The sequence below is a fragment of the Bacillus sp. FSL K6-1366 genome (genome assembly GCF_037976695.1).
Lineage (GTDB): Bacteria > Bacillota > Bacilli > Bacillales > Bacillaceae > Bacillus > Bacillus subtilis.
The window spans coordinates 2381079-2402052 of sequence record NZ_CP150268.1 but is presented as its reverse complement, the minus strand read 5'-3'; the positions used below and the strand labels follow the sequence as shown (position 1 = coordinate 2402052).

Here is a 20974-nt window from a genome sequence, read left to right as displayed (position 1 = left end):
AAAAATTAAATTTTTTATTTTCAAACTTTTTAACTCCTTTTTTAACTGAAAAAGCCTCCCAACTAAAGCCATTTATTTTATGATAGAGACAAGCAAAGCAAGAGAGGAGAAACCAATATGATTCTAGTCAGTTCTTGCCTTGGAGGCATTGAATGCAGATATAACGGCTCTCACGCAGCGTCGGAGAAAATCAGAAAACTAGTCGATGAAAAGAAAGCAGTCATGGCTTGCCCTGAACTTCTCGGCGGCTTCTCTACCCCACGCGAACCCGCAGAAATCATAGGAGGCACTGGCGAGGATGTCCTCAATGGAACAGCGAAAATCGTGACAGCTTCAGGAGAAGACGTCACAGAGCTATATATGGAAGGCGCCGCGAAAACATTGGCTTACGCAAAAGAAATCAACGCTTCTGCCGTCATATTAAAAGAAAACAGTCCATCTTGCGGAAGCGGTTTTATCTATAACGGCACATTCTCTGGCAAAAAAATCACCGGCAGCGGAGTAACCGCCGCACTGTTAAAACAAGCGGGCTACCGCGTCATTTCGGAAAACGAGCTTGACGACATATTGTAAGGAGGCCACCCCATGACTCAAGACATTTCTTTATCCTTCTATAAGCCTGAACACTTGCCCGAGCTTCAATCATTCACGCTCACCAACGATGACAAACGCTTTACCTCCCTCCCGAAAGAGGTGCTGTCTCAGGCTTTGGGCATACAGGACCGATATCCGGTTGTCATCTTAAAAGACGACCTTCCAGTCGGTTTTTTCATTTTACATGCATCAAAAGAAACGCTTGCTTCTTATTCTAACAATCCATTTGCTTTACTGCTCAGCTCCCTGTCTTTAAACGCTGTGCATCACGGAAAAGGCTATGCGAAAAAAGCCATGCTTTTGCTTCCCGCTTTTGTGAGCGGATATTTTCCATGGTGCGACGAAATCATCTTGGCCGTCAATCATCTGAACATACGCGCAAAACACCTTTATATGAAAAGCGGGTTCCTTGATAAAGGACGGCGAAGAATCGGCCCGCTTGGAGAACAGTTGATCCTTCATCATTTCTTATAGTCTTGAGTGAAATAAAATTTCAAAAATTTAAAAACATAGTTGAAATATCATAACAGCAATGAATATACTGAATATTGAGATATATCATTTTAAAACAGGGGGGCATCCTCATGTCAGAACCATTAAACCTTCACCGTCTTACAACGGAATCACGCAATAGTCAAACAGTTGAAATCCACAAAGCAAACACTCTCGGCATCCTTAAAATGATCAACAACGAAGATATGAAAGTCGCTGCAGCCGTTCAGGAGGTTCTCCCCGACATCAAAACAGCTGTAGACTGCGCATATGAATCGTTTCAAAATGGAGGCCGGCTCATATATACAGGCGCCGGCACAAGCGGCAGACTCGGCGTCATGGATGCTGTTGAATGTCCTCCCACCTACAGCGTAAGCCCTGATCAGGTCATCGGAATCATGGCTGGAGGCCCCAAAGCCTTTTTACAGGCAGCAGAGGGCATTGAAGACAGTGAAGAAGCAGGAGCTGAAGATTTAAGAAACATACAGCTCACTTCAAATGACACCGTCATTGCCATCGCAGCAAGCGGCCGCACACCGTACGCCGCAGGCGCCCTAAGATACGCCCGAAAAGTCGGAGCACACACCATCGCCCTTACTTGCAATGAAAACTCCGCCATCAGCAAGGATGCGGATCACAGCATTGAGGTTGTCGTCGGACCTGAGGCCATTACAGGATCAACACGTATGAAAGCCGCAACCGCTCATAAAATGATTCTAAACATGATATCTACCGCTGTAATGGTCAAAATCGGCAAGGTTTACGAAAACTTGATGGTAGACGTCAACGTCAGCAACAAAAAACTAAAAGAACGCGCCATCAGCATCATCCAAAGCCTTACAAACGCTTCATACGACACAGCCAGATACACTCTGGAACAAGCCGATCATCACGTCAAAACAGCAATCGTCATGCTCAAAACAAGCACAGATCAGAAACAAGCACAGACATTACTCGATGAAGCAAACGGTTTCATTGACAAAGCAATCGAACATTACCATCCATGATAAGGAGAGAACTAGAATGGCCACAGGCGGTTTAGCGATCATCCAATCAATGAAGCATAAGCTCCCTCCATCCGAGCGCAAACTTGCAGATTATATCCTAGCCCATCCCCACAAAGCAATCGAAAGCACGGTCAACGAAATCAGCGCCTTAGCCAATTCAAGTGACGCTGCCGTCATCAGGCTCTGCAAATCACTCGGTTTGAAAGGATTTCAAGATTTAAAAATGAGAGTAGCGGGCGATCTGGCAAAGCCTACTTTTCAGGGCTACCGGGATATTGTTCCCCACGAGCCGCTGCCCTCCATTTCCGAAAAAACGGCCGGCAATGCCATTCAAGCCATTCAGGATACTTCAGACCTGATGGACTACAAAGAGCTTGAGCGAGCGGTTTCTATGCTTCTCAAAGCTCATACCGTGCATTTTATCGGCCTCGGGGCTTCCGGCATTGTCGCCAAGGACGCCCAGCAAAAGTGGCTTCGCATTCATAAACAAGCAACCGCGTTTACAGACACTCATCTTGTGGCATCTTTAATCGCAAATGCAGATAAAGACGACATCGTATTCGCCATCTCGTTTTCAGGAGAGACACAGGAAATCATTGAACTGTTCGCCATGGCTAAGGAAAAAGGCATCACAACGATCAGCCTCACACAATTCAGTCAGACATCCGTCTCCGCACTGGCTGATGTCCCATTATATACAGCCCATTCCAATGAAGCCTTGATTCGAAGTGCGGCCACTTCCTCCCGCCTCGCCCAGCTTTTTATAATTGATGTTTTGTTTTTAGGCATGGCGGCTGAGCAGTATGAAACGACAACCGGTTATATCGATAAAACGAGAGCAGCCATCCAATCTATGAGAAAAAAATAAGGCATCTTGAAGGGGAGGGGTTTTAATGAGCAAAGAAAATAACTACCATCATCTCGCACAGAAAATCCTTGAGCTATGCGGAGGAAAATCCAATATTTCTTCATATACGCATTGCATGACACGCCTGCGCATTACGCCTTACGATGAAAGCAAAGCAGATGCTCAGGGTTTAAGAAAGCTTGACGGCGTATTGGGGGTCGTTGAAGCTGAAACCTTACAAATTATCCTCGGCACAGGAGTCGTCAATCATGTTACAGCTGCTTTCTCAAAGCTCGTGTCAGCAGAAGAAGGTGCCGATGTCAAAGAAGCAGCCGCCAAAAAGAAAGCCGATATCAATCGGAAAAATGCCACTCCTTTTAAACTTTTCTTACGTAAAATTGCCAGCATTTTTATCCCTCTTATTCCCGTTTTAGTCGCTTCCGGTTTAATTACTGGGATTACCAAAGCAATTATTCAAGCAGGCTGGCTCTCTGCAGACTCACAAATTGCGATTATCCTGACAGTCATTGGATCAGGGCTGTTCACTTATCTCGGCATTCTCGTCGGTATTAACGCTTCGAAAGAATTTGGCGGGACACCCGCACTTGGGGCTTTGGCCGGGATCTTGATTATCAATCCGGAGATCGCAAAAATCAGTTTATTTGGAGAAGAGCTTCTCCCGGGCAGGGGAGGTCTGATCGGCGTCCTTTTCGCAGCCATATTCATTGCTTACACCGAACAATTTATTCGCCGTTTTATTCCTCAATCACTTGATATCATTGTCACACCCACCGTTTCACTGTTAATCACCGGAATCGTAACGTATGTCGTATTTATGCCTTTAGGCGGATTCATTTCTGATGCTATTACATCCGGCCTACTGTCCATCCTGGACATCGGCGGCATCGCTGCAGGCTTTATTCTGGGCGCAACCTTCCTTCCTCTCGTCGTAACCGGACTGCATCAAGGCTTGACGCCTGTGCACATGGAACTGATCAATTCAATTGGCAATGATCCTCTGCTCCCTATTTTGGCTATGGGAGGTGCAGGACAGGTAGGCGCGGCCTTTGCCGTTTTCGTGAAGACGAAAAAAACAACACTGAGGAAAGCAATCGCCGGCGGGCTTCCATCGGGACTGCTCGGCATTGGTGAACCGCTTATTTTCGGAGTCACGCTGCCGCTCGGCCGTCCGTTTTTAACAGCATGTTTAGGAGCTGGAATCGGCGGCGCCTTTCAAGCTTATTTTCAAGTAGCCACCATTGCGATTGGTGTCTCCGGACTGCCGCTATCTTTTCTAGTCCTGCCTTCGCAAATCATCCTGTATATCGTTGGGCTCTTTATTTCCTACGCGGCCGGTTTTTTATTGACCTATGCATTCGGATATAAAGATGAAATGCCTTCTCAGTTCGATTAAATTGTTTCTGTTTTAGGGATAGTAAACGGGATAGAAGCACAGAAAGGGGCTAGCCTGTGAAAACAAAGACACTGTTCATATTCAGTGCCATTTTAACCCTATCGATATTTGCGCCAAATGAAACCTTCGCACAAACAGCAGACAACTTGGTTGAGCCGAAAACCATAAATGCAGAAACTGCACAATTCTCGACGAAGAAGCTAAGGAAGGTAGATCAGATGATAGAACGGGATATTGCAGCAGGATTTCCAGGCGCCGTTCTTGTGGTGGTGAAGGATGGACGCATCATAAAAAAAGCAGCATACGGCTACAGTAAAAAGTACGAAGGATCAGAACTGCTGCGCCGTCCGGCCAAAATGAAAACCCGCACGATGTTTGACTTAGCCTCAAATACAAAAATGTACGCAACAAATTTTGCATTGCAGCGCTTAGTCAGCCAAGGAAAACTTGACGTCTATGAAAAAGTTTCTGCATATTTGCCGGGTTTCAAGGATCAGCCGGGTGACCTCATAAAAGGAAAAGACAAGATACGTGTCATTGATGTCCTCCAGCACCAATCAGGGCTCCCATCAAGCTTTTACTTTTACACGCCGGAAAAAGCCGGCAAGTACTATTCCCAGGAACGGGACAAAACGATTGAATATTTGACGAAAATTCCGCTCGATTACCAAACTGGGACAAAGCACGTATACAGTGACATTGGATATATGCTACTCGGATGTATTGTCGAAAAACTCACCGGTCAACCGCTTGATGTCTACACGGAGCAAGAGCTCTACAAACCGCTCAGGCTGAAGCATACCTTGTACAATCCGCTGCAAAAGGGCTTTAAACCGAAACAGTTCGCAGCTACTGAACGCATGGGCAATACACGTGACGGCGTTATTCAATTCCCTAACATCCGCACAAACTCGCTGCAAGGAGAGGTGCATGACGAAAAAGCGTTTTACTCAATGGGTGGCGTGTCTGGGCATGCCGGATTGTTCTCAAATGCAGATGATATGGCCATACTGCTGCAAGTCATGTTAAACAAAGGTTCATACCGAAACATTTCTTTATTTGATCAGAAAACAGCCGACCTGTTTACAGCACCTTCAGCAACAGATCCGACATTCGCTCTTGGCTGGAGGCGGAACGGAAGTAAAAGCATGGAATGGATGTTTGGCCCTCATGCCAGCGAAAATGCTTACGGGCATACCGGCTGGACGGGGACAGTTACAATTATTGATCCAGCATACAATTTAGGCATCGCATTGTTAACAAATAAAAAGCATACACCAGTTATTGATCCGGAAGAAAATCCAAACGTCTTTGAGGGTGATCAATTTGCAACAGGCAGTTATGGAAGTGTCATAACCGCGATTTACGAAGCGATGGAGTGAATGATTAGACGATAGGAGGAAGTTTCTATGAGACCTGTCTTTCCGCTTATCCTTTCAGCCGTTCTCTTTCTTTCATGCTTTTTCGGGGCCAGACAGACAGAAGCCTCTGCATCCAAACGTGCAATCGATGCCAATCAGATTGTCAATCGTATGTCGTTAGATGAAAAACTCGGCCAGATGCTGATGCCTGATTTTAGAAATTGGCAAAAGGAAGGCGAGTCCTCTCCGCAAGCCCTTACAGAAATGAATGATGAAGTCGCCAGCCTCGTCAAGAAATATCAATTCGGAGGCATCATCCTTTTTGCAGAAAATGTAAAAACAACAAAACAAACTGTCCAGCTGACAGACGATTACCAAAAGGCAAGTCCAAAAATCCCGCTCATGCTGAGTATTGATCAGGAAGGCGGCATTGTAACGAGGTTAGGGGAGGGCACTAATTTCCCAGGGAATATGGCGCTGGGCGCAGCCAGAAGCAGAATCAATGCGTATCAGACCGGCAGCATCATCGGGAAAGAGCTCTCTGCCTTAGGCATCAATACAGATTTCAGCCCTGTCGTGGACATTAACAATAATCCTAATAATCCTGTAATCGGCGTACGGTCATTCAGCTCCAATCGAGAACTGACATCACGCCTCGGTTTATACACGATGAAAGGGTTGCAGCGGCAGGATATCGCGTCTGCCCTCAAACATTTCCCGGGACATGGAGACACGGACGTTGACAGCCATTATGGACTGCCGCTCGTTTCCCATGGCCAAGAACGGCTTCGTGAGGTCGAGCTTTATCCTTTTCAAAAAGCAATTGATGCTGGTGCTGATATGGTGATGACAGCCCATGTTCAGTTTCCCGCCTTTGATGACACCACTTACAAAAGCAAACTCGATGGATCGGACATTCTGGTTCCAGCTACACTTTCAAAAAAAGTGATGACAGGTCTTCTTCGTCAGGAAATGGGCTTTAATGGTGTGATCGTTACCGATGCACTCAATATGAAGGCAATCGCAGATCATTTCGGACAGGAGGAGGCTGTGGTCATGGCCGTAAAAGCTGGTGTCGATATTGCATTAATGCCAGCCTCAGTCACTTCAATGAAAGAAGAACAGAAATTCGCACGTGTTATTCAAGCTTTGAAAGAAGCCGTGAAAAACGGGGATATTCCTGAACAACAAATCAACAAATCAGTTGAAAGAATCATTTCCCTGAAAATAAAACGCGGCATGTATCCAGCGCGAAACAGCGACAGTACAAAAGAAAAAATAGCCAAAGCCCAAAAAATCGTAGGAAGCAAGCAGCACCTGAAAGCAGAGAAAAAAATAGCTGAAAAAGCAGTAACTGTATTAAAAAATGAACAGCACACTTTGCCGTTCAAGCCTAAAAAAGGCAGCCACATCTTAATTGTGGCACCTTACGAAGAACAAACTGCTTCAATCGAACAAACCATTCACGATCTCATCAAGCGAAAGAAAATCAAACCCGTATCTGTCGACAAAATGAATTTTGCCAGCCAAGTATTTAAGACCGAGCATGAAAAACAAGTAAAAGAGGCTGATTATATCATAACCGGCTCCTATGTCGTCAAAAATGACCCTGTCGTCAACGACGGTGTCATCGACGACACAATATCAGATTCAAGCAAATGGGCCACCGTGTTTCCGAGAGCTGTCATGAAAGCCGCACTGCAGCACAACAAACCATTTGTCTTAATGAGCCTGCGCAACCCCTATGATGCAGCCAATTTCGAAGAAGCAAAGGCACTGATTGCAGTCTATGGCTTTAAAGGATACGCAAATGGCCGTTATCTTCAACCTAATATTCCGGCCGGAGTGATGGCGATATTCGGCCAGGCAAAACCTAAAGGCACACTTCCAGTTGACATTCCGTCAGTCACGAAACCAGGGAACACCCTTTACCCATTTGGCTACGGATTAAATATCAAAACGGGAAGACCGCTTTAATAAGGAGGGACACATGAGAAAAACAATATTCGCTTTTCTGACAGGGCTCATGATGTTCGGAACGATAACCGCTGCCTTTGCTTCACCCGATTCAAAGAATCAAACGGCTAAAAAACCTAAAGTCCAGACTGGGATAGACACGCTCTTGCCAGACTATAAAAAACAGCTCAAGGGAAAACGCATCGGACTGATCACCAATCCAACCGGAGTAAACGCATCTCTGAAAAGCAGTGTCGATATCCTTTACGAGAACCCGGATATCAAACTGACAGCTTTATTCGGCCCTGAACACGGCGTCCGCGGTGACGCCCAGGCTGGAGACGAAGTAGGCTCTTACATTGACGAAAAAACCGGGGTTCCCGTATACAGCCTCTACGGAAAAACGAAAAAACCGACTCCAGAAATGCTGAAAAATGTCGATATTCTAATGTTTGACATTCAGGATGTCGGGACCCGTTTCTACACGTACATTTATACAATGGCATACGCAATGGAAGCCGCTAAAGAAAACGGCATTCCAGTTATGGTGCTGGACCGTCCGAATCCTCAAGGCGGGAATCATATTGAAGGGCCAATCTTAGAACCTGAATACGCCTCATTTGTCGGATTGTATCCCATTCCATTGAAGCATGGGATGACGATAGGCGAATTGGCTTTACTGTTCAACAAAGAATTTAGTATTGATGCCGATCTTACAGTGGTAAAAATGAAACATTGGAAACGAAAAATGGATTTTGACGATACCCGATTGCCTTTCGTCCTCCCTTCGCCTAACATGCCGACGGTGGAAAGCACATTTGTTTATCCTGCAACCGGGCTGATTGAAGGAACAAATATATCCGAAGGGCGAGGGACAACAAAGCCATTCGAATTGATCGGAGCTCCCTTTATCAAAAGCACAGAACTTGAAGAAACATTAAACAGCCTCCATTTGCCGGGCGTAACATTTAGGGCAGCATCCTTCACACCGACGTTTTCTAAACATCAAGGAACGCTTTGCCACGGTGTGCAGCTCTATGTGACAGACAGAGATAAGTTTGAAGCCGTTAAAACGGGTCTTTCAGTCATTAAAACCATACACGATCTCTATCCTGAGGATTTTGAGTTCCTGTCAACAGGTTCATTCGATAAACTGGCAGGCAACGGCTGGATCAGGACAAAAATTGAAAATGGAACTTCGGTTGAGGACATCATAAACAGCTATGAAAAAACACTCCAACAATTCAGCAAAACAAGAAAAAAGTATCTCATTTATTAGAACGTAAGCATCGTATGTTACACGTGTAACATATTCTTACTGAACGAAAGACCCTTACTTTTACACATAAGTAAGGGTTTTTTTCATGCTAAAAACCCACCCGCTTTATATAGGAAAACTTTCATTTATTTGGTACAATTTTTATTGAAAATGATTATCAATTGAACGTTTCTGAAAAGGTGGTCTACTCGTGCAAAATGCAGTGATTTATCAACCGGTACAAATTGAATATCTAAAAAAGACAAGTGATCTCTTCTCAGAACAGCAATTAGCCGATTCATTCGTGCTGATTTTTCATTTAAAAGGAAACGGCTATATTTCGATCGGAACAAACACCAATCCTTTGCAAAAAAAGACACTTTATGTTTGTCCGCCTAACGAGACCTTTGGCTTTATGCCAGCAGCCGATGGACATATAGATGCCTGTCTGATCAGGCTTCAAAGCTATATCAAGGAAGCCGGCCAAGATATTTACACACCGTGCACAGAATCGGAATTAGCCAAACTGAAGCTTATGAATGTTTCACATATCGAAAATCTTGCAGTCCGGCTTCAAGAGCTTGCCGCACAATGGAATGAATCGTCTCAGCTTTCTCAGCTAAAATGTGTGATTGAAGTACAAAGCCTGATTTATGATCTTTTTACTGCCAGTCTATCTGATCAAACGGATACACATTCAGCAATCGAAAAAACAAAACACTATATCGAAACCCATGCCGATACAAAAATCACGCTTGCCCAGCTGTCGCAAATGGCAGGAATCAGTGCCAAACACTACAGTGAAAGCTTTAAAAAATGGACAGGACAGAGCGTAACAGAATTTATTACGAAAACACGAATCACAAAGGCAAAACGGCTCATGGCAAAATCAAACTGCAAATTGAAAGAAATCGCACACCAAACCGGTTATCAAGATGAATTTTATTTCAGCAGAATCTTCAAAAAATATACAGGCTGTTCACCTACAAGCTATATGAAAAAACGCCGAAAGAAAATCGCCGCATACGGAAGGGGCACAATGGGCCATCTCATCCCTCTTCACCACATACCTTTTGCGGCCGCTCTGCATCCGAAATGGACGTCTTACTACTATCAGCATTATTCGACAGATATACCCGTCCAGCTCAGTGCATACCGGTTTAATGAAAAGTGGGAAGAAAACCTGTACACGTTATCACAGGCAGAACCAGATGTGATTGTCAGCATGGATTCTATTTCTCCAGAAGAACAAGATCGCCTGAATCGCATCGCAGAAGTCATGTACCTTCCTTCAGAAGAAAGCTGGAGAACCCACTTTCTGCAAACTGCCTCATTTTTAAAGGAGGAATCCGAAGCAGAGAAGTGGCTAGCGGATTATGACCAGCAGACAACAGCCGCCAAAAAAACACTTCAGCACGTTCAAGGGCTGCGTTTTCTCTTTTTGAGGCTGCATAAGCAAAACTTCTATCTGGCACATAACCGAAGTGTCCGCGAAGTTTTCTTTGGAGATTTAGGATTCAGCTCGGCAACAACGGCTGACACACCTTCAGAACAAGCGATTTCGTTAGAAAATATCGCAAATTACCAAGCTGACTGTATGATGCTTTTTCTTTTTAAAGAGCCGGAGACCATAGCTTACTACCAGCAATTACAGCAGACAGAAGCATGGCAAAACCTAAGCGCAGTACGAGATAACCGTGTTTATCTTCTATCCCTTGACCCGTGGAATGAATACTCAGCTTGCGGGCACGAACGCATCGTTCAGCAAACTGTTTCTTTACTATCCGGAGATTGTCCATGATAAATCAGGAATTTGTCCATGGCGTTATATCTGTTCATTCTCTATAATTCCAATTGATAATAGTTATCAATTGAACAGGAGGCTCTATAGATGAAAAAGATATCTCTTACCTTATTAATCTTGCTTCTCGCGCTGACGGCGGCAGCTTGCGGCAGCAAAAATGAATCAACTGCCAGCAAGGCAAGCGGCACAGCATCTGAGAAGAAGAAAATTGAATATCTTGATAAAACATATGAAGTAACTGTACCGACAGACAAAATCGCCATTACTGGAAGCGTTGAATCAATGGAAGACGCGAAATTGCTTGACGTTCATCCGCAAGGCGCAATTTCATTCTCCGGCAAATTCCCTGATATGTTCAAAGACATCACTGATAAAGCCAAACCAACCGGAGAAAAAATGGAGCCAAATATTGAAAAGATTCTTGAAATGAAGCCAGATGTTATCCTTGCTTCAACAAAGTTTCCGGAAAAAACGCTGCAAAAAATCAGCACAGCAGGCACGACGATCCCAGTTTCTCATATCTCTTCAAACTGGAAGGAAAACATGATGCTGCTTGCCCAGCTGACCGGAAAAGAGAAAAAAGCAAAGAAAATTATTGCAGACTATGAACAGGATCTAAAGGAAACAAAAACAAAAATCAACAATAAAGCGAAAGATTCAAAAGCGCTTGTCATTAGAATTAGACAAGGCAACATTTACATTTACCCTGAACAGGTGTATTTCAACTCCACACTATACGGTGATTTAGGCCTTAAGGCGCCGAACGAAGTAAAAGCTGCAAAAGCGCAAGAGCTGATTTCATTAGAAAAATTAAGTGAAATGAACCCGGACCATATTTTCGTCCAATTTTCTGATGATGAAAATGCAGACAAACCTGATGCCTTAAAAGATTTAGAGAAAAATCCAATCTGGAAAAGCCTTAAAGCAGTCAAAGAAGACCATGTGTATGTCAACTCAGTGGACCCTCTCGCACAAGGCGGCACAGCTTGGAGCAAAGTCCGTTTCCTGAAAGCGGCTGCTGAAAAATTGACACAAAACTAATTCAGAGTAGGTTTTTGTATGTATTCAAAACAGTGGACACGTATCATATTGATTACTTCTCCATTTGCTATAGCGCTGTCACTTTTACTTTCAATCCTTTATGGGGCAAAGCATCTTAGCACAGATATTGTTTTTACATCTCTTATTCATTTCGATCCGGGAAACACAGACCATCAAATTATATGGCATTCCCGGATTCCAAGGGCTGCCGGCGCTCTGCTCATAGGGGCAGCCCTTGCTGTTTCTGGAGCGCTTATGCAGGGCATTACGCGCAATTATTTAGCTTCGCCATCCATTATGGGTGTTTCAGATGGTTCAGCGTTTATCATTACGCTTTGCATGGTTCTGCTCCCGCAATCATCTTCGATTGAAATGATGATATACTCTTTTATCGGCTCAGCGTTAGGAGCTGTGTTAGTATTCGGCCTTGCCGCCATGATGCCAAACGGATTTACCCCCGTGCAGCTCGCCATCATCGGCACAGTCACAAGCATGCTGCTCAGCAGCTTATCAGCGGCCATGTCGATTTATTTTCAAATTTCTCAGGATCTCAGTTTCTGGTACAGTGCCAGACTTCATCAAATGAGTCCGGATTTCCTGAAGCTTGCCGCTCCGTTTTTCCTGATTGGCATTATAATGGCCATTTCTCTCAGCAAAAAGGTGACCGCTGTATCATTAGGGGACGACATTTCTAAAAGCTTAGGACAAAAGAAAAAAACCATTAAAATCATGGCGATGCTTTCCGTCATCATTCTAACCGGCAGTGCCGTAGCGCTGGCCGGAAAAATTGCGTTTGTCGGGTTGGTTGTTCCGCATATCACGAGATTTCTCGTCGGCTCTGATTACAGCAGGCTGATTCCGTGTTCCTGTCTTTTGGGCGGAATCTTTTTAACCCTGTGTGATCTCGCAAGCAGATTTATCAACTATCCGTTTGAAACACCGATTGAGGTCGTAACATCCATTATCGGCGTACCTTTCTTCCTTTATTTAATTAAACGAAAAGGAGGGGAGCAAAATGGCTAAAAAATATGCATTGTTCATCGCTTTGATTCTTGTTGTCAGCTATTTCAGCTTAACGAGCGGATCATTTTCTGTTCGTCCTGCTGAGCTGCTCTCCACTCTTTTTCAAATCGACCCGAATCCGCAGTATGAAATTTTGCTGTTCGATTTAAGACTGCCGCGGGTTGTCATGGCTGCTATTATTGGACTCGGTCTTGGCATTGCAGGCGCTGTTATCCAAGCCATCACGAGAAACGGGCTTGCTGACCCTGGAATTCTCGGAATCAACGCAGGGGCGGGAGCCGGCATTGTAGCGTTTATGCTCTTATTCCAAGGCCAGAAGGAAGTGACATCCATAGCTGCAGCGATGGGAATGCCGCTCTTTGGATTGATAGGCGGGCTCATCGCGGCGATCCTGATTTACATATTTGCATGGCACAGAGGCAATTTAGATTCAGGAAGAATTATTCTGGTAGGGATTGCGATCAATTCAGGATTCAGCGCACTGTCTTTGTTTTTATCTTTAAAAATGGACCCGCAAGACTATCAAATGGCCATGGTGTGGAAAAACGGAAGCATCTGGTCTGCCAACTGGACGTATATCACAGCCGTTCTCCCATGGATGCTGCTGTTTATACCGATTCTTATCGGCAAATCCCGCCTGCTCGACACCATTCGTTTTGATGAAGACACAGTCAGAAGCCTCGGCATTTCATCAAATAAAGAAAAAACCATCCTTCTCGTAGCCTGTGTAGCAATCATCAGCGCCTGTGTCTCCGTAGCGGGAAGCATGGCGTTTGTCGGCTTAATTGCTCCCCATATCTCACGGAGACTGGCTGGCGTCGAACATCGCTATATCCTGCCACTGAGCGGTTTAATCGGGATGCTTCTTGTGATAAGCGCAGACTTTGCCGGAAAACTGTTTTTTCAGCCTGCAGAAGTGCCCGCAGGCATCATTTTGGCGATCCTCGGAGTTCCTTATTTCTTATATCTGCTTTTCAAGCAAAAAAAGGGGGAGAATGCTTGAAAGGATCTCTTTCAGAACACAAAGCCGGCAACAGGAGGTTCACGCTGTACCTCCCTCCTTCCTACAGCACAGACAGCGGGGGATTTCCTGCTGTTTACGTGCAGGATGGCAGTTCTTTGTTCCAAAACCAAATCGAATTATTAGAAAGCGCATATCAACAGCAAAGGCTCCCTGAACTCGTGCTAATTGGTATCGAACCCGAAAACCGGCTAAATGAATACACACCTTGGCCGGCTGCATCACTCAGTGATCGGTTCACGGACTTCGGCGGAATGGGATATCACTATCTGTCTGATATAACGAACCAGTTCATTCCGCTAATCGAAGAAAACTGGAACGTCACCAGGGAACCGCAGTCAAGAGGAATGATCGGTGCCTCATTAGGCGGCCTCATCTCAATGTTCGCCATATTAAAATATCCGTCAATGTTCGGGAAAATAGGCTCTATATCAGGTTCATACTGGTACGAGAACGCAGCGGAAACCATTCATATATCTTCTTTAAAGCCCGGCACTGCACGTGTTTTCATGTCTATCGGGAGTGAAGAAGGCCGTGAAAAACAATCCATTCAGCGACATATGCTGAAAAGAACAAAGCAAGTTCATCAAAGTCTAAAAGAAAAAGGCTTCACTGAAGACCAGTTGTGTCTTTCAATTGAAAAAGGAGCGGTGCACCACCGCAAGTATTTCTGCAAACAGTTCATCAACGCGCTCGAATGGCTATACGGAAAAAACCGCTCAACCCTATGAGCGGTTTTTTTATGCCTTCTGCAACATTGGTTTTAATTCAAAACGATTCAGCATATAGCCAAACAAAGCAGCCAATATCTGCTGAAACAGCATGCCGATCACAACAGGAACGGCAACCTGAGACGGGAAGAACGTAACGGCAAGAACTGCGCCGGCACTAATATTCCTCATGCCTCCCGTAAATATAAGAGAGACTATTTCCTCTTGCCGCCTTTTCATCATTTTTCCGATCAGCCAAGCAGCGGCATAGCCTGTTAACGCAATAAAGAATACCGTTACAGCTATTCCTGCAAATCTCAAATCAATGGATTTGAAATAAGGAGCAATCGCTGAACTGTTAATCGCAATCACTGCCATCAAGCAAAGCTTTGAAAAAGGCGACAGCGCACTGCTCACAGACGCAGTTCTTTCTGGAGATGACATCTGATTAAACAGCATGCCCAAAAAAGAAGGAATTACGACCATTACAATCAGACCTTTCATCATTCCCCACACATCCATGTGAACCTGAGCGCCGGCCAGCAACGAAAGACTCAGCGGTACGATTAGCGGTGACAGCACAGTATCAACTAAAATAATCGAAAGTGTCAAACCGACATTCCCTTTGTACATCGCTGCCCAAATCAAGCTTGTAATCCCCGTAGGAATCACAACAGCCAATGTTAAACCGGTAATCGTCAAAGGATCACCTTTAAATATAAGATGGCCGCTGCCCCAAGCAAAAAGCGGCATGAAAATATGAAGAACGAATAGTGCAAGAATCATAGGGAGAGGATGAGACAATGCATGTCTCAAAGATTGAAAGTTCGCGCTCAAACTGCCTGCAAACGTAATAAAAGCAAAGATCCAAGGCACAGCCCATTCATACCCATTTAAAAACTGAGACAGCAGCACGCCCAGCACCACACTAGTCGGCGTCAACAGCGGCATAACCCTCCCCAATACACGGTTCAGCTTCTGAAGCATCATATGCAAGTCCCCTATTTAAAATTTCTCTTCTCTCTATTATATCAATGCTGCTTAAGTGTATGTTATATAAAAAAGCCCAGATCTCATTCATCTGGGCTTCTCTATTTTATGCCATCTGTTTCATTAAAGATTTACTCGCTTTATTCAAACCTTTTAACTCAGCTTCAATGCCTTGTTCCTTAAACTTCGCAACAATCTTATCAAGTGCGGCCGCTCCAGAATCGTCCCATACGTGAGCTCCAGTTAAGTCAATCACAACCCGCTCAATATCCTCTTGATATATAAACGCATTCGTAAGATCAGTCACTGACGCAAAAAAGATTTGCCCCTTCACTTGATACGTTCTAAGCTTTTGATCCTCTGCATGAGAAACGATTTTCAGCTTCGAGATTTTTGCCACAAAGAACACGGCACTTAAAAGAACACCGACAAATACACCCTTAGATAAGTCATCCGTCACAACAACCGTAACCACAGTCACAACCATGACAATCGAGTCCGTGAGCGGCGCTTTTTTGAGACCTTTTAAGGAAGACCAATCAAAAGTGCCGACAGACACCATAACCATTACAGCTACTAACGCCGCCATTGGGATTTTCACCACGACATGACTTAACACCGCAATTAAAAACATCAGAAAAGCACCGGCAACAAATGCTGACAAACGTCCGCGACCGCCCGCTTTTGTATTAATGACAGATTGTCCGATCATAGCGCAGCCTGCCATTCCGCCAAAGAGTCCAGTCACGATATTCGCAATTCCCTGTCCGCGGCTCTCTTTATTTTTATCACTGTCCGTATCCGTCATTTCATCAATAATCTGTGCTGTCAGCAAAGATTCAAGCAACCCGACAAACGCTAAAGCAATTGAATAAGGAAAAATAATTTGCAGTGTTTCAAAGGTAAACGGAACATCAGGGATTAAGAAATGAGGCAATGAACTAGAAATATTGCCCATATCACCAACCGTCCGCACATCCACATGGAAAGTGACCGCAATAATTGTCATCACAATAATCGCCACAAGCGGAGACGGAACAGCAGTCGTAAACCTTGGCAGCACATAAATAATAACCAACGACCCGGCAAGCATCGCATACATGCTCCAAGAAGCACCTTCAAACTGGGGAAGCTGCGCAGAGAAGATAAGGATCGCCAGCGCATTCACAAACCCGATCATCACAGAACGCGGGATGAATTTCATTAATCTTGCAATTTTACTGATACCTAAAATCACCTGAATAATGCCTGTCAAAATCGTAGCCGCAAATAAATACTGAAGCCCATGATCAGCAACCAGCGACACCATAACGACTGCCATTGAGCCTGTCGCAGCTGAAATCATGCCAGGTCTGCCGCCAAAAATAGAAATAATAATGGCTATGCAAAATGACGCATAAAGACCGACCATCGGATCCACACCGGCTATAATAGAAAAGCCAATCGCTTCAGGTATTAACGCTAACGCAACTAAAATGCCAGCAAGAATGTCTTTTCGGATATTCCCGAACCATTGCTGTTTTAATGTAAAACTATTATTCAAATATAACGACTCCTTTTTAGTAAAAAATAAATCCGCACCATATCTATTGTATTGGGAGCTTTTTTTATTTTACGGGAGAAAATGAAAAGAAAAACGACCGGGGAAAACGGGGAAACGTTGAGTATATTGTATTGAGGCAAGGAGTTGTCATACAAAGAGTATCATAATAAATTTTTATCAATTACGCAAGATGATTGCTGAAGAAAAAAATGGCTCAAATATAGTCTGAGACATTTTATCATATCCGGATGAAACCAAGAATCGTTTTAATGACAGTAATATCTTTTCTCTCATTTGACAACCCGGTCCGATTTTCGAAAAAATAACCTATTATCATTATCTCAGGCTGATAAATATGAGCGGCCTCATTTAACTCTGTATTTTGGCAATCAATAAAATAGCTTTTGCAGGGATTATTCTAAGTTTTTTCTTAGGACTTATTTATGGCCGGCATGTTCGCCATTATCTTAATTGTCACCAATCAATTTTATCATGAAAAAACAGAACAAACGACAGGCATGCTGCTCGCTGCCAATGGATTGGCGGCACTACCCTGCCAATTGCAGTCGGATGGATTCTGGATGAGTTTCCCGTTCAAACTGCATTTTGATTATTTATGACTCTCATGTTGATCATGCTGGGGTCGGCACAGATATAAAATAAAAAACCCAGCTCAATGAGCTGGGTTTAAGCTTGCTTGGCGGCGTCCTACTCTCACAGGGGGAAACCCCCGACTACCATCGGCGCTGAAGAGCTTAACTTCCGTGTTCGGTATGGGAACGGGTGTGACCTCTTCGCTATCGCCACCAAACAAATTGAGAGTGTTCTCTCAAAACTAGATAACAGGTGTGACATCATTCAAAAATATGGTTAAGTCCTCGATCGATTAGTATCTGTCAGCTCCATGTGTCGCCACACTTCCACCTCAGACCTATCAACCTGATCATCTTTCAGGGATCTTACTTCCTTGCGGAATGGGAAATCTCATCTTGAGGGGGGCTTCATGCTTAGATGCTTTCAGCACTTATCCCGTCCGCACATAGCTACCCAGCGATGCCCTTGGCAGAACAACTGGTACACCAGCGGTGCGTCCATCCCGGTCCTCTCGTACTAAGGACAGCTCCTCTCAAATTTCCTGCGCCCGCGACGGATAGGGACCGAACTGTCTCACGACGTTCTGAACCCAGCTCGCGTACCGCTTTAATGGGCGAACAGCCCAACCCTTGGGACCGACTACAGCCCCAGGATGCGATGAGCCGACATCGAGGTGCCAAACCTCCCCGTCGATGTGGACTCTTGGGGGAGATAAGCCTGTTATCCCCGGGGTAGCTTTTATCCGTTGAGCGATGGCCCTTCCATGCGGAACCACCGGATCACTAAGCCCGACTTTCGTCCCTGCTCGACTTGTAGGTCTCGCAGTCAAGCTCCCTTGTGCCTTTACACTCTGCGAATGATTTCCAACCATTCTGAGGGAACCTTTGGGCGCCTCCGTTACCTTTTAGGAGGCGACCGCCCCAGTCAAACTGCCCACCTGACACTGTCTCCCCGCCCGATAAGGGCGGCGGGTTAGAAGGTCAATACAGCCAGGGTAGTATCCCACCGATGCCTCCACCGAAGCTGGCGCTCCGGTTTCCAAGGCTCCTACCTATCCTGTACAAGCTGTACCAACATTCAATATCAGGCTGCAGTAAAGCTCCACGGGGTCTTTCCGTCCTGTCGCGGGTAACCTGCATCTTCACAGGTACTATAATTTCACCGAGTCTCTCGTTGAGACAGTGCCCAGATCGTTGCGCCTTTCGTGCGGGTCGGAACTTACCCGACAAGGAATTTCGCTACCTTAGGACCGTTATAGTTACGGCCGCCGTTTACTGGGGCTTCAATTCGCACCTTCGCTTACGCTAAGCGCTCCTCTTAACCTTCCAGCACCGGGCAGGCGTCAGCCCCTATACTTCGCCTTACGGCTTCGCAGAGACCTGTGTTTTTGCTAAACAGTCGCCTGGGCCTATTCACTGCGGCTCTCTCGGGCTTGCACCCTAACAGAGCACCCCTTCTCCCGAAGTTACGGGGTCATTTTGCCGAGTTCCTTAACGAGAGTTCTCTCGATCACCTTAGGATTCTCTCCTCGCCTACCTGTGTCGGTTTGCGGTACGGGCACCTCTCACCTCGCTAGAGGCTTTTCTTGGCAGTGTGGAATCAGGAACTTCGCTACTATATTTCGCTCGCCATCACAGCTCAGCCTTATGGGAAACGGATTTGCCTATTTCCCAGCCTAACTGCTTGGACGCGGATATCCAATACCGCGCTTACCCTATCCTCCTGCGTCCCCCCATTGCTCAAATGGTGAGGAGGTGGTACAGGAATATCAACCTGTTGTCCATCGCCTACGCCTTTCGGCCTCGGCTTAGGTCCCGACTAACCCTGAGCGGACGAGCCTTCCTCAGGAAACCTTAGGCATTCGGTGGAGGGGATTCTCACCCCTCTTTCGCTACTCATACCGGCATTCTCACTTCTAAGCGCTCCACCAGTCCTTCCGGTCTGGCTTCACAGCCCTTAGAACGCTCTCCTACCACTGTTCGAAGAACAGTCCGCAGCTTCGGTGATACGTTTAGCCCCGGTACATTTTCGGCGCAGAGTCACTCGACCAGTGAGCTATTACGCACTCTTTAAATGGTGGCTGCTTCTAAGCCAACATCCTGGTTGTCTAAGCAACTCCACATCCTTTTCCACTTAACGTATACTTTGGGACCTTAGCTGGCGGTCTGGGCTGTTTCCCTTTCGACTACGGATCTTATCACTCGCAGTCTGACTCCCAAGGATAAGTCATTGGCATTCGGAGTTTGACTGAATTCGGTAACCCGGTAGGGGCCCCTAGTCCAATCAGTGCTCTACCTCCAAGACTCTTACCTTGAGGCTAGCCCTAAAGCTATTTCGGAGAGAACCAGCTATCTCCAGGTTCGATTGGCATTTCACCCCTACCCACACCTCATCCCCGCACTTTTCAACGTGCGTGGGTTCGGGCCTCCATTCAGTGTTACCTGAACTTCACCCTGGACATGGGTAGATCACCTGGTTTCGGGTCTACGACCACGTACTCATGCGCCCTATTCAGACTCGCTTTCGCTGCGGCTCCGCATCTTCTGCTTAACCTTGCACGGGATCGTAACTCGCCGGTTCATTCTACAAAAGGCACGCCATCACCCGTTAACGGGCTCTGACTACTTGTAGGCACACGGTTTCAGGATCTCTTTCACTCCCCTTCCGGGGTGCTTTTCACCTTTCCCTCACGGTACTGGTTCACTATCGGTCACTAGGGAGTATTTAGCCTTGGGAGATGGTCCTCCCGGATTCCGACGGAATTTCACGTGTTCCGCCGTACTCAGGATCCACTCAGGAGAGAACGAAGTTTTGACTACAGGGCTGTTACCTCCTATGGCGGGCCTTTCCAGACCTCTTCATCTACCTCGTTCTTTTGTAACTCCGTATAGAGTGTCCTACAACCCCAAGAGGCAAGCCTCTTGGTTTGGGCTAATCCCGTTTCGCTCGCCGCTACTCAGGGAATCGCATTTGCTTTCTCTTCCTCCGGGTACTTAGATGTTTCAGTTCCCCGGGTCTGCCTTCTCATATCCTATGAATTCAGATATGGATACCACTCCATTACGAGTGGTGGGTTTCCCCATTCGGAAATCTCCGGATCAAAGCTTGCTTACAGCTCCCCGAAGCATATCGGTGTTCGTCCCGTCCTTCATCGGCTCCTAGTGCCAAGGCATCCACCGTGCGCCCTTTCTAACTTAACCGTTAAAAAGAATCACTATGTGATATCTTGTGTTACTAATTGAATGTGATGTCTACTGTTATCTAGTTTTCAAAGAACACATTTCGAAGGAATGATCCTTCAAAACTAAACAAGACAGGG

At 45.6% G+C, this 20974-nt stretch carries 15 protein-coding genes, 2 rRNA genes and 1 pseudogene; 14 read left to right on the top strand and 4 right to left on the bottom strand.

Going from position 1 to position 20974, the window contains the following annotated elements; translation table 11 throughout:
* Window positions 1–117 precede the first annotated feature (117 nt).
* The 13 genes from MHI44_RS12680 to MHI44_RS12620 all read left to right on the top strand — a co-directional run bounded on the left by MHI44_RS12680 (window position 118) and on the right by MHI44_RS12620 (window position 14549).
* A complete protein-coding gene (locus tag MHI44_RS12680) occupies window positions 118–573 on the top strand; it encodes a DUF523 domain-containing protein (protein ID WP_021481932.1) in 456 nt (151 codons plus the stop codon).
* 12 nt (window positions 574–585) lie between these two features.
* On the top strand, window positions 586–1068 hold the full coding sequence (locus MHI44_RS12675) for a GNAT family protein (protein WP_014475628.1): 483 nt from the start codon (window positions 586–588) through the stop codon (window positions 1066–1068).
* 110 nt (window positions 1069–1178) lie between these two features.
* Entirely contained in the window at window positions 1179–2093 is a 915-nt protein-coding gene (murQ, locus tag MHI44_RS12670; protein ID WP_041850631.1) for an N-acetylmuramic acid 6-phosphate etherase, read from the top strand.
* 16 nt (window positions 2094–2109) lie between these two features.
* Window positions 2110–2961: a MurR/RpiR family transcriptional regulator gene (locus tag MHI44_RS12665; protein ID WP_029317271.1), complete on the top strand. Its 852-nt coding sequence runs from the start codon at window positions 2110–2112 to the stop codon at window positions 2959–2961.
* 25 nt (window positions 2962–2986) lie between these two features.
* Entirely contained in the window at window positions 2987–4354 is a 1368-nt protein-coding gene (locus MHI44_RS12660; protein ID WP_339202025.1) for a PTS transporter subunit EIIC, read from the top strand.
* 56 nt (window positions 4355–4410) lie between these two features.
* Entirely contained in the window at window positions 4411–5736 is a 1326-nt protein-coding gene (amiE, locus tag MHI44_RS12655) for an N-acetylmuramoyl-L-alanine amidase (protein ID WP_043858233.1), read from the top strand.
* Between the two features lie 27 nt (window positions 5737–5763).
* Window positions 5764–7692 carry a beta-N-acetylhexosaminidase gene (gene nagZ / locus MHI44_RS12650; RefSeq protein ID WP_339202022.1) on the top strand — a complete coding sequence of 643 codons (1929 nt, stop codon included), beginning with the start codon at window positions 5764–5766 and terminating at the stop codon, window positions 7690–7692.
* A gap of 13 nt (window positions 7693–7705) precedes the next feature.
* Complete coding sequence (locus MHI44_RS12645; RefSeq protein ID WP_339202020.1) at window positions 7706–8950, top strand: exo-beta-N-acetylmuramidase NamZ domain-containing protein; 1245 nt, start codon at window positions 7706–7708, stop codon at window positions 8948–8950.
* A 190-nt stretch (window positions 8951–9140) separates the two neighbouring features.
* Entirely contained in the window at window positions 9141–10730 is a 1590-nt protein-coding gene (gene btr / locus MHI44_RS12640) for a bacillibactin transport transcriptional regulator Btr (RefSeq protein ID WP_339202018.1), read from the top strand.
* Window positions 10731–10820: 90 nt separating this feature from the next.
* On the top strand, window positions 10821–11774 hold the full coding sequence (feuA, locus tag MHI44_RS12635) for an iron ABC transporter substrate-binding protein FeuA (RefSeq protein ID WP_338731993.1): 954 nt from the start codon (window positions 10821–10823) through the stop codon (window positions 11772–11774).
* An 18-nt stretch (window positions 11775–11792) separates the two neighbouring features.
* Window positions 11793–12797, top strand: a complete 1005-nt coding sequence (locus tag MHI44_RS12630; protein WP_014478640.1) for an iron ABC transporter permease — start codon at window positions 11793–11795, stop codon at window positions 12795–12797.
* Window positions 12790–13800, top strand: coding sequence for an iron ABC transporter permease FeuC (gene feuC, locus MHI44_RS12625; protein WP_003234980.1), 1011 nt, complete (start codon window positions 12790–12792; stop codon window positions 13798–13800). Before MHI44_RS12630 ends, feuC begins: the two co-directional genes overlap by 8 nt.
* On the top strand, window positions 13797–14549 hold the full coding sequence (locus MHI44_RS12620) for an alpha/beta hydrolase (protein ID WP_339202016.1): 753 nt from the start codon (window positions 13797–13799) through the stop codon (window positions 14547–14549). The genes feuC and MHI44_RS12620 overlap by 4 nt, the downstream gene beginning before the upstream one ends.
* A gap of 9 nt (window positions 14550–14558) precedes the next feature.
* Here MHI44_RS12620 and MHI44_RS12615 read toward each other — a convergent pair whose 3' ends face one another.
* Both MHI44_RS12615 and MHI44_RS12610 read right to left on the bottom strand, forming a co-directional pair.
* A complete protein-coding gene (locus MHI44_RS12615) occupies window positions 14559–15479 on the bottom strand; it encodes a bile acid:sodium symporter family protein (RefSeq protein WP_072557088.1) in 921 nt (306 codons plus the stop codon).
* A gap of 145 nt (window positions 15480–15624) precedes the next feature.
* A complete protein-coding gene (locus MHI44_RS12610) occupies window positions 15625–17061 on the bottom strand; it encodes a SulP family inorganic anion transporter (RefSeq protein WP_339202014.1) in 1437 nt (478 codons plus the stop codon).
* A gap of 304 nt (window positions 17062–17365) precedes the next feature.
* On the opposite strand from MHI44_RS12610, the pseudogene MHI44_RS12605 reads away from it, so the two are divergent.
* A pseudogene (locus MHI44_RS12605) lies at window positions 17366–17668 on the top strand (MFS transporter); the annotation flags it as partial.
* Window positions 17669–17756: 88 nt separating this feature from the next.
* Here the strand turns inward: MHI44_RS12605 and rrf are convergent.
* Window positions 17757–17872, bottom strand: a 5S ribosomal RNA gene (gene rrf / locus MHI44_RS12600).
* Between the two features lie 55 nt (window positions 17873–17927).
* Window positions 17928–20855, bottom strand: a 23S ribosomal RNA gene (locus tag MHI44_RS12595).
* Between the last annotated feature and the right edge of the window lie 119 nt (window positions 20856–20974).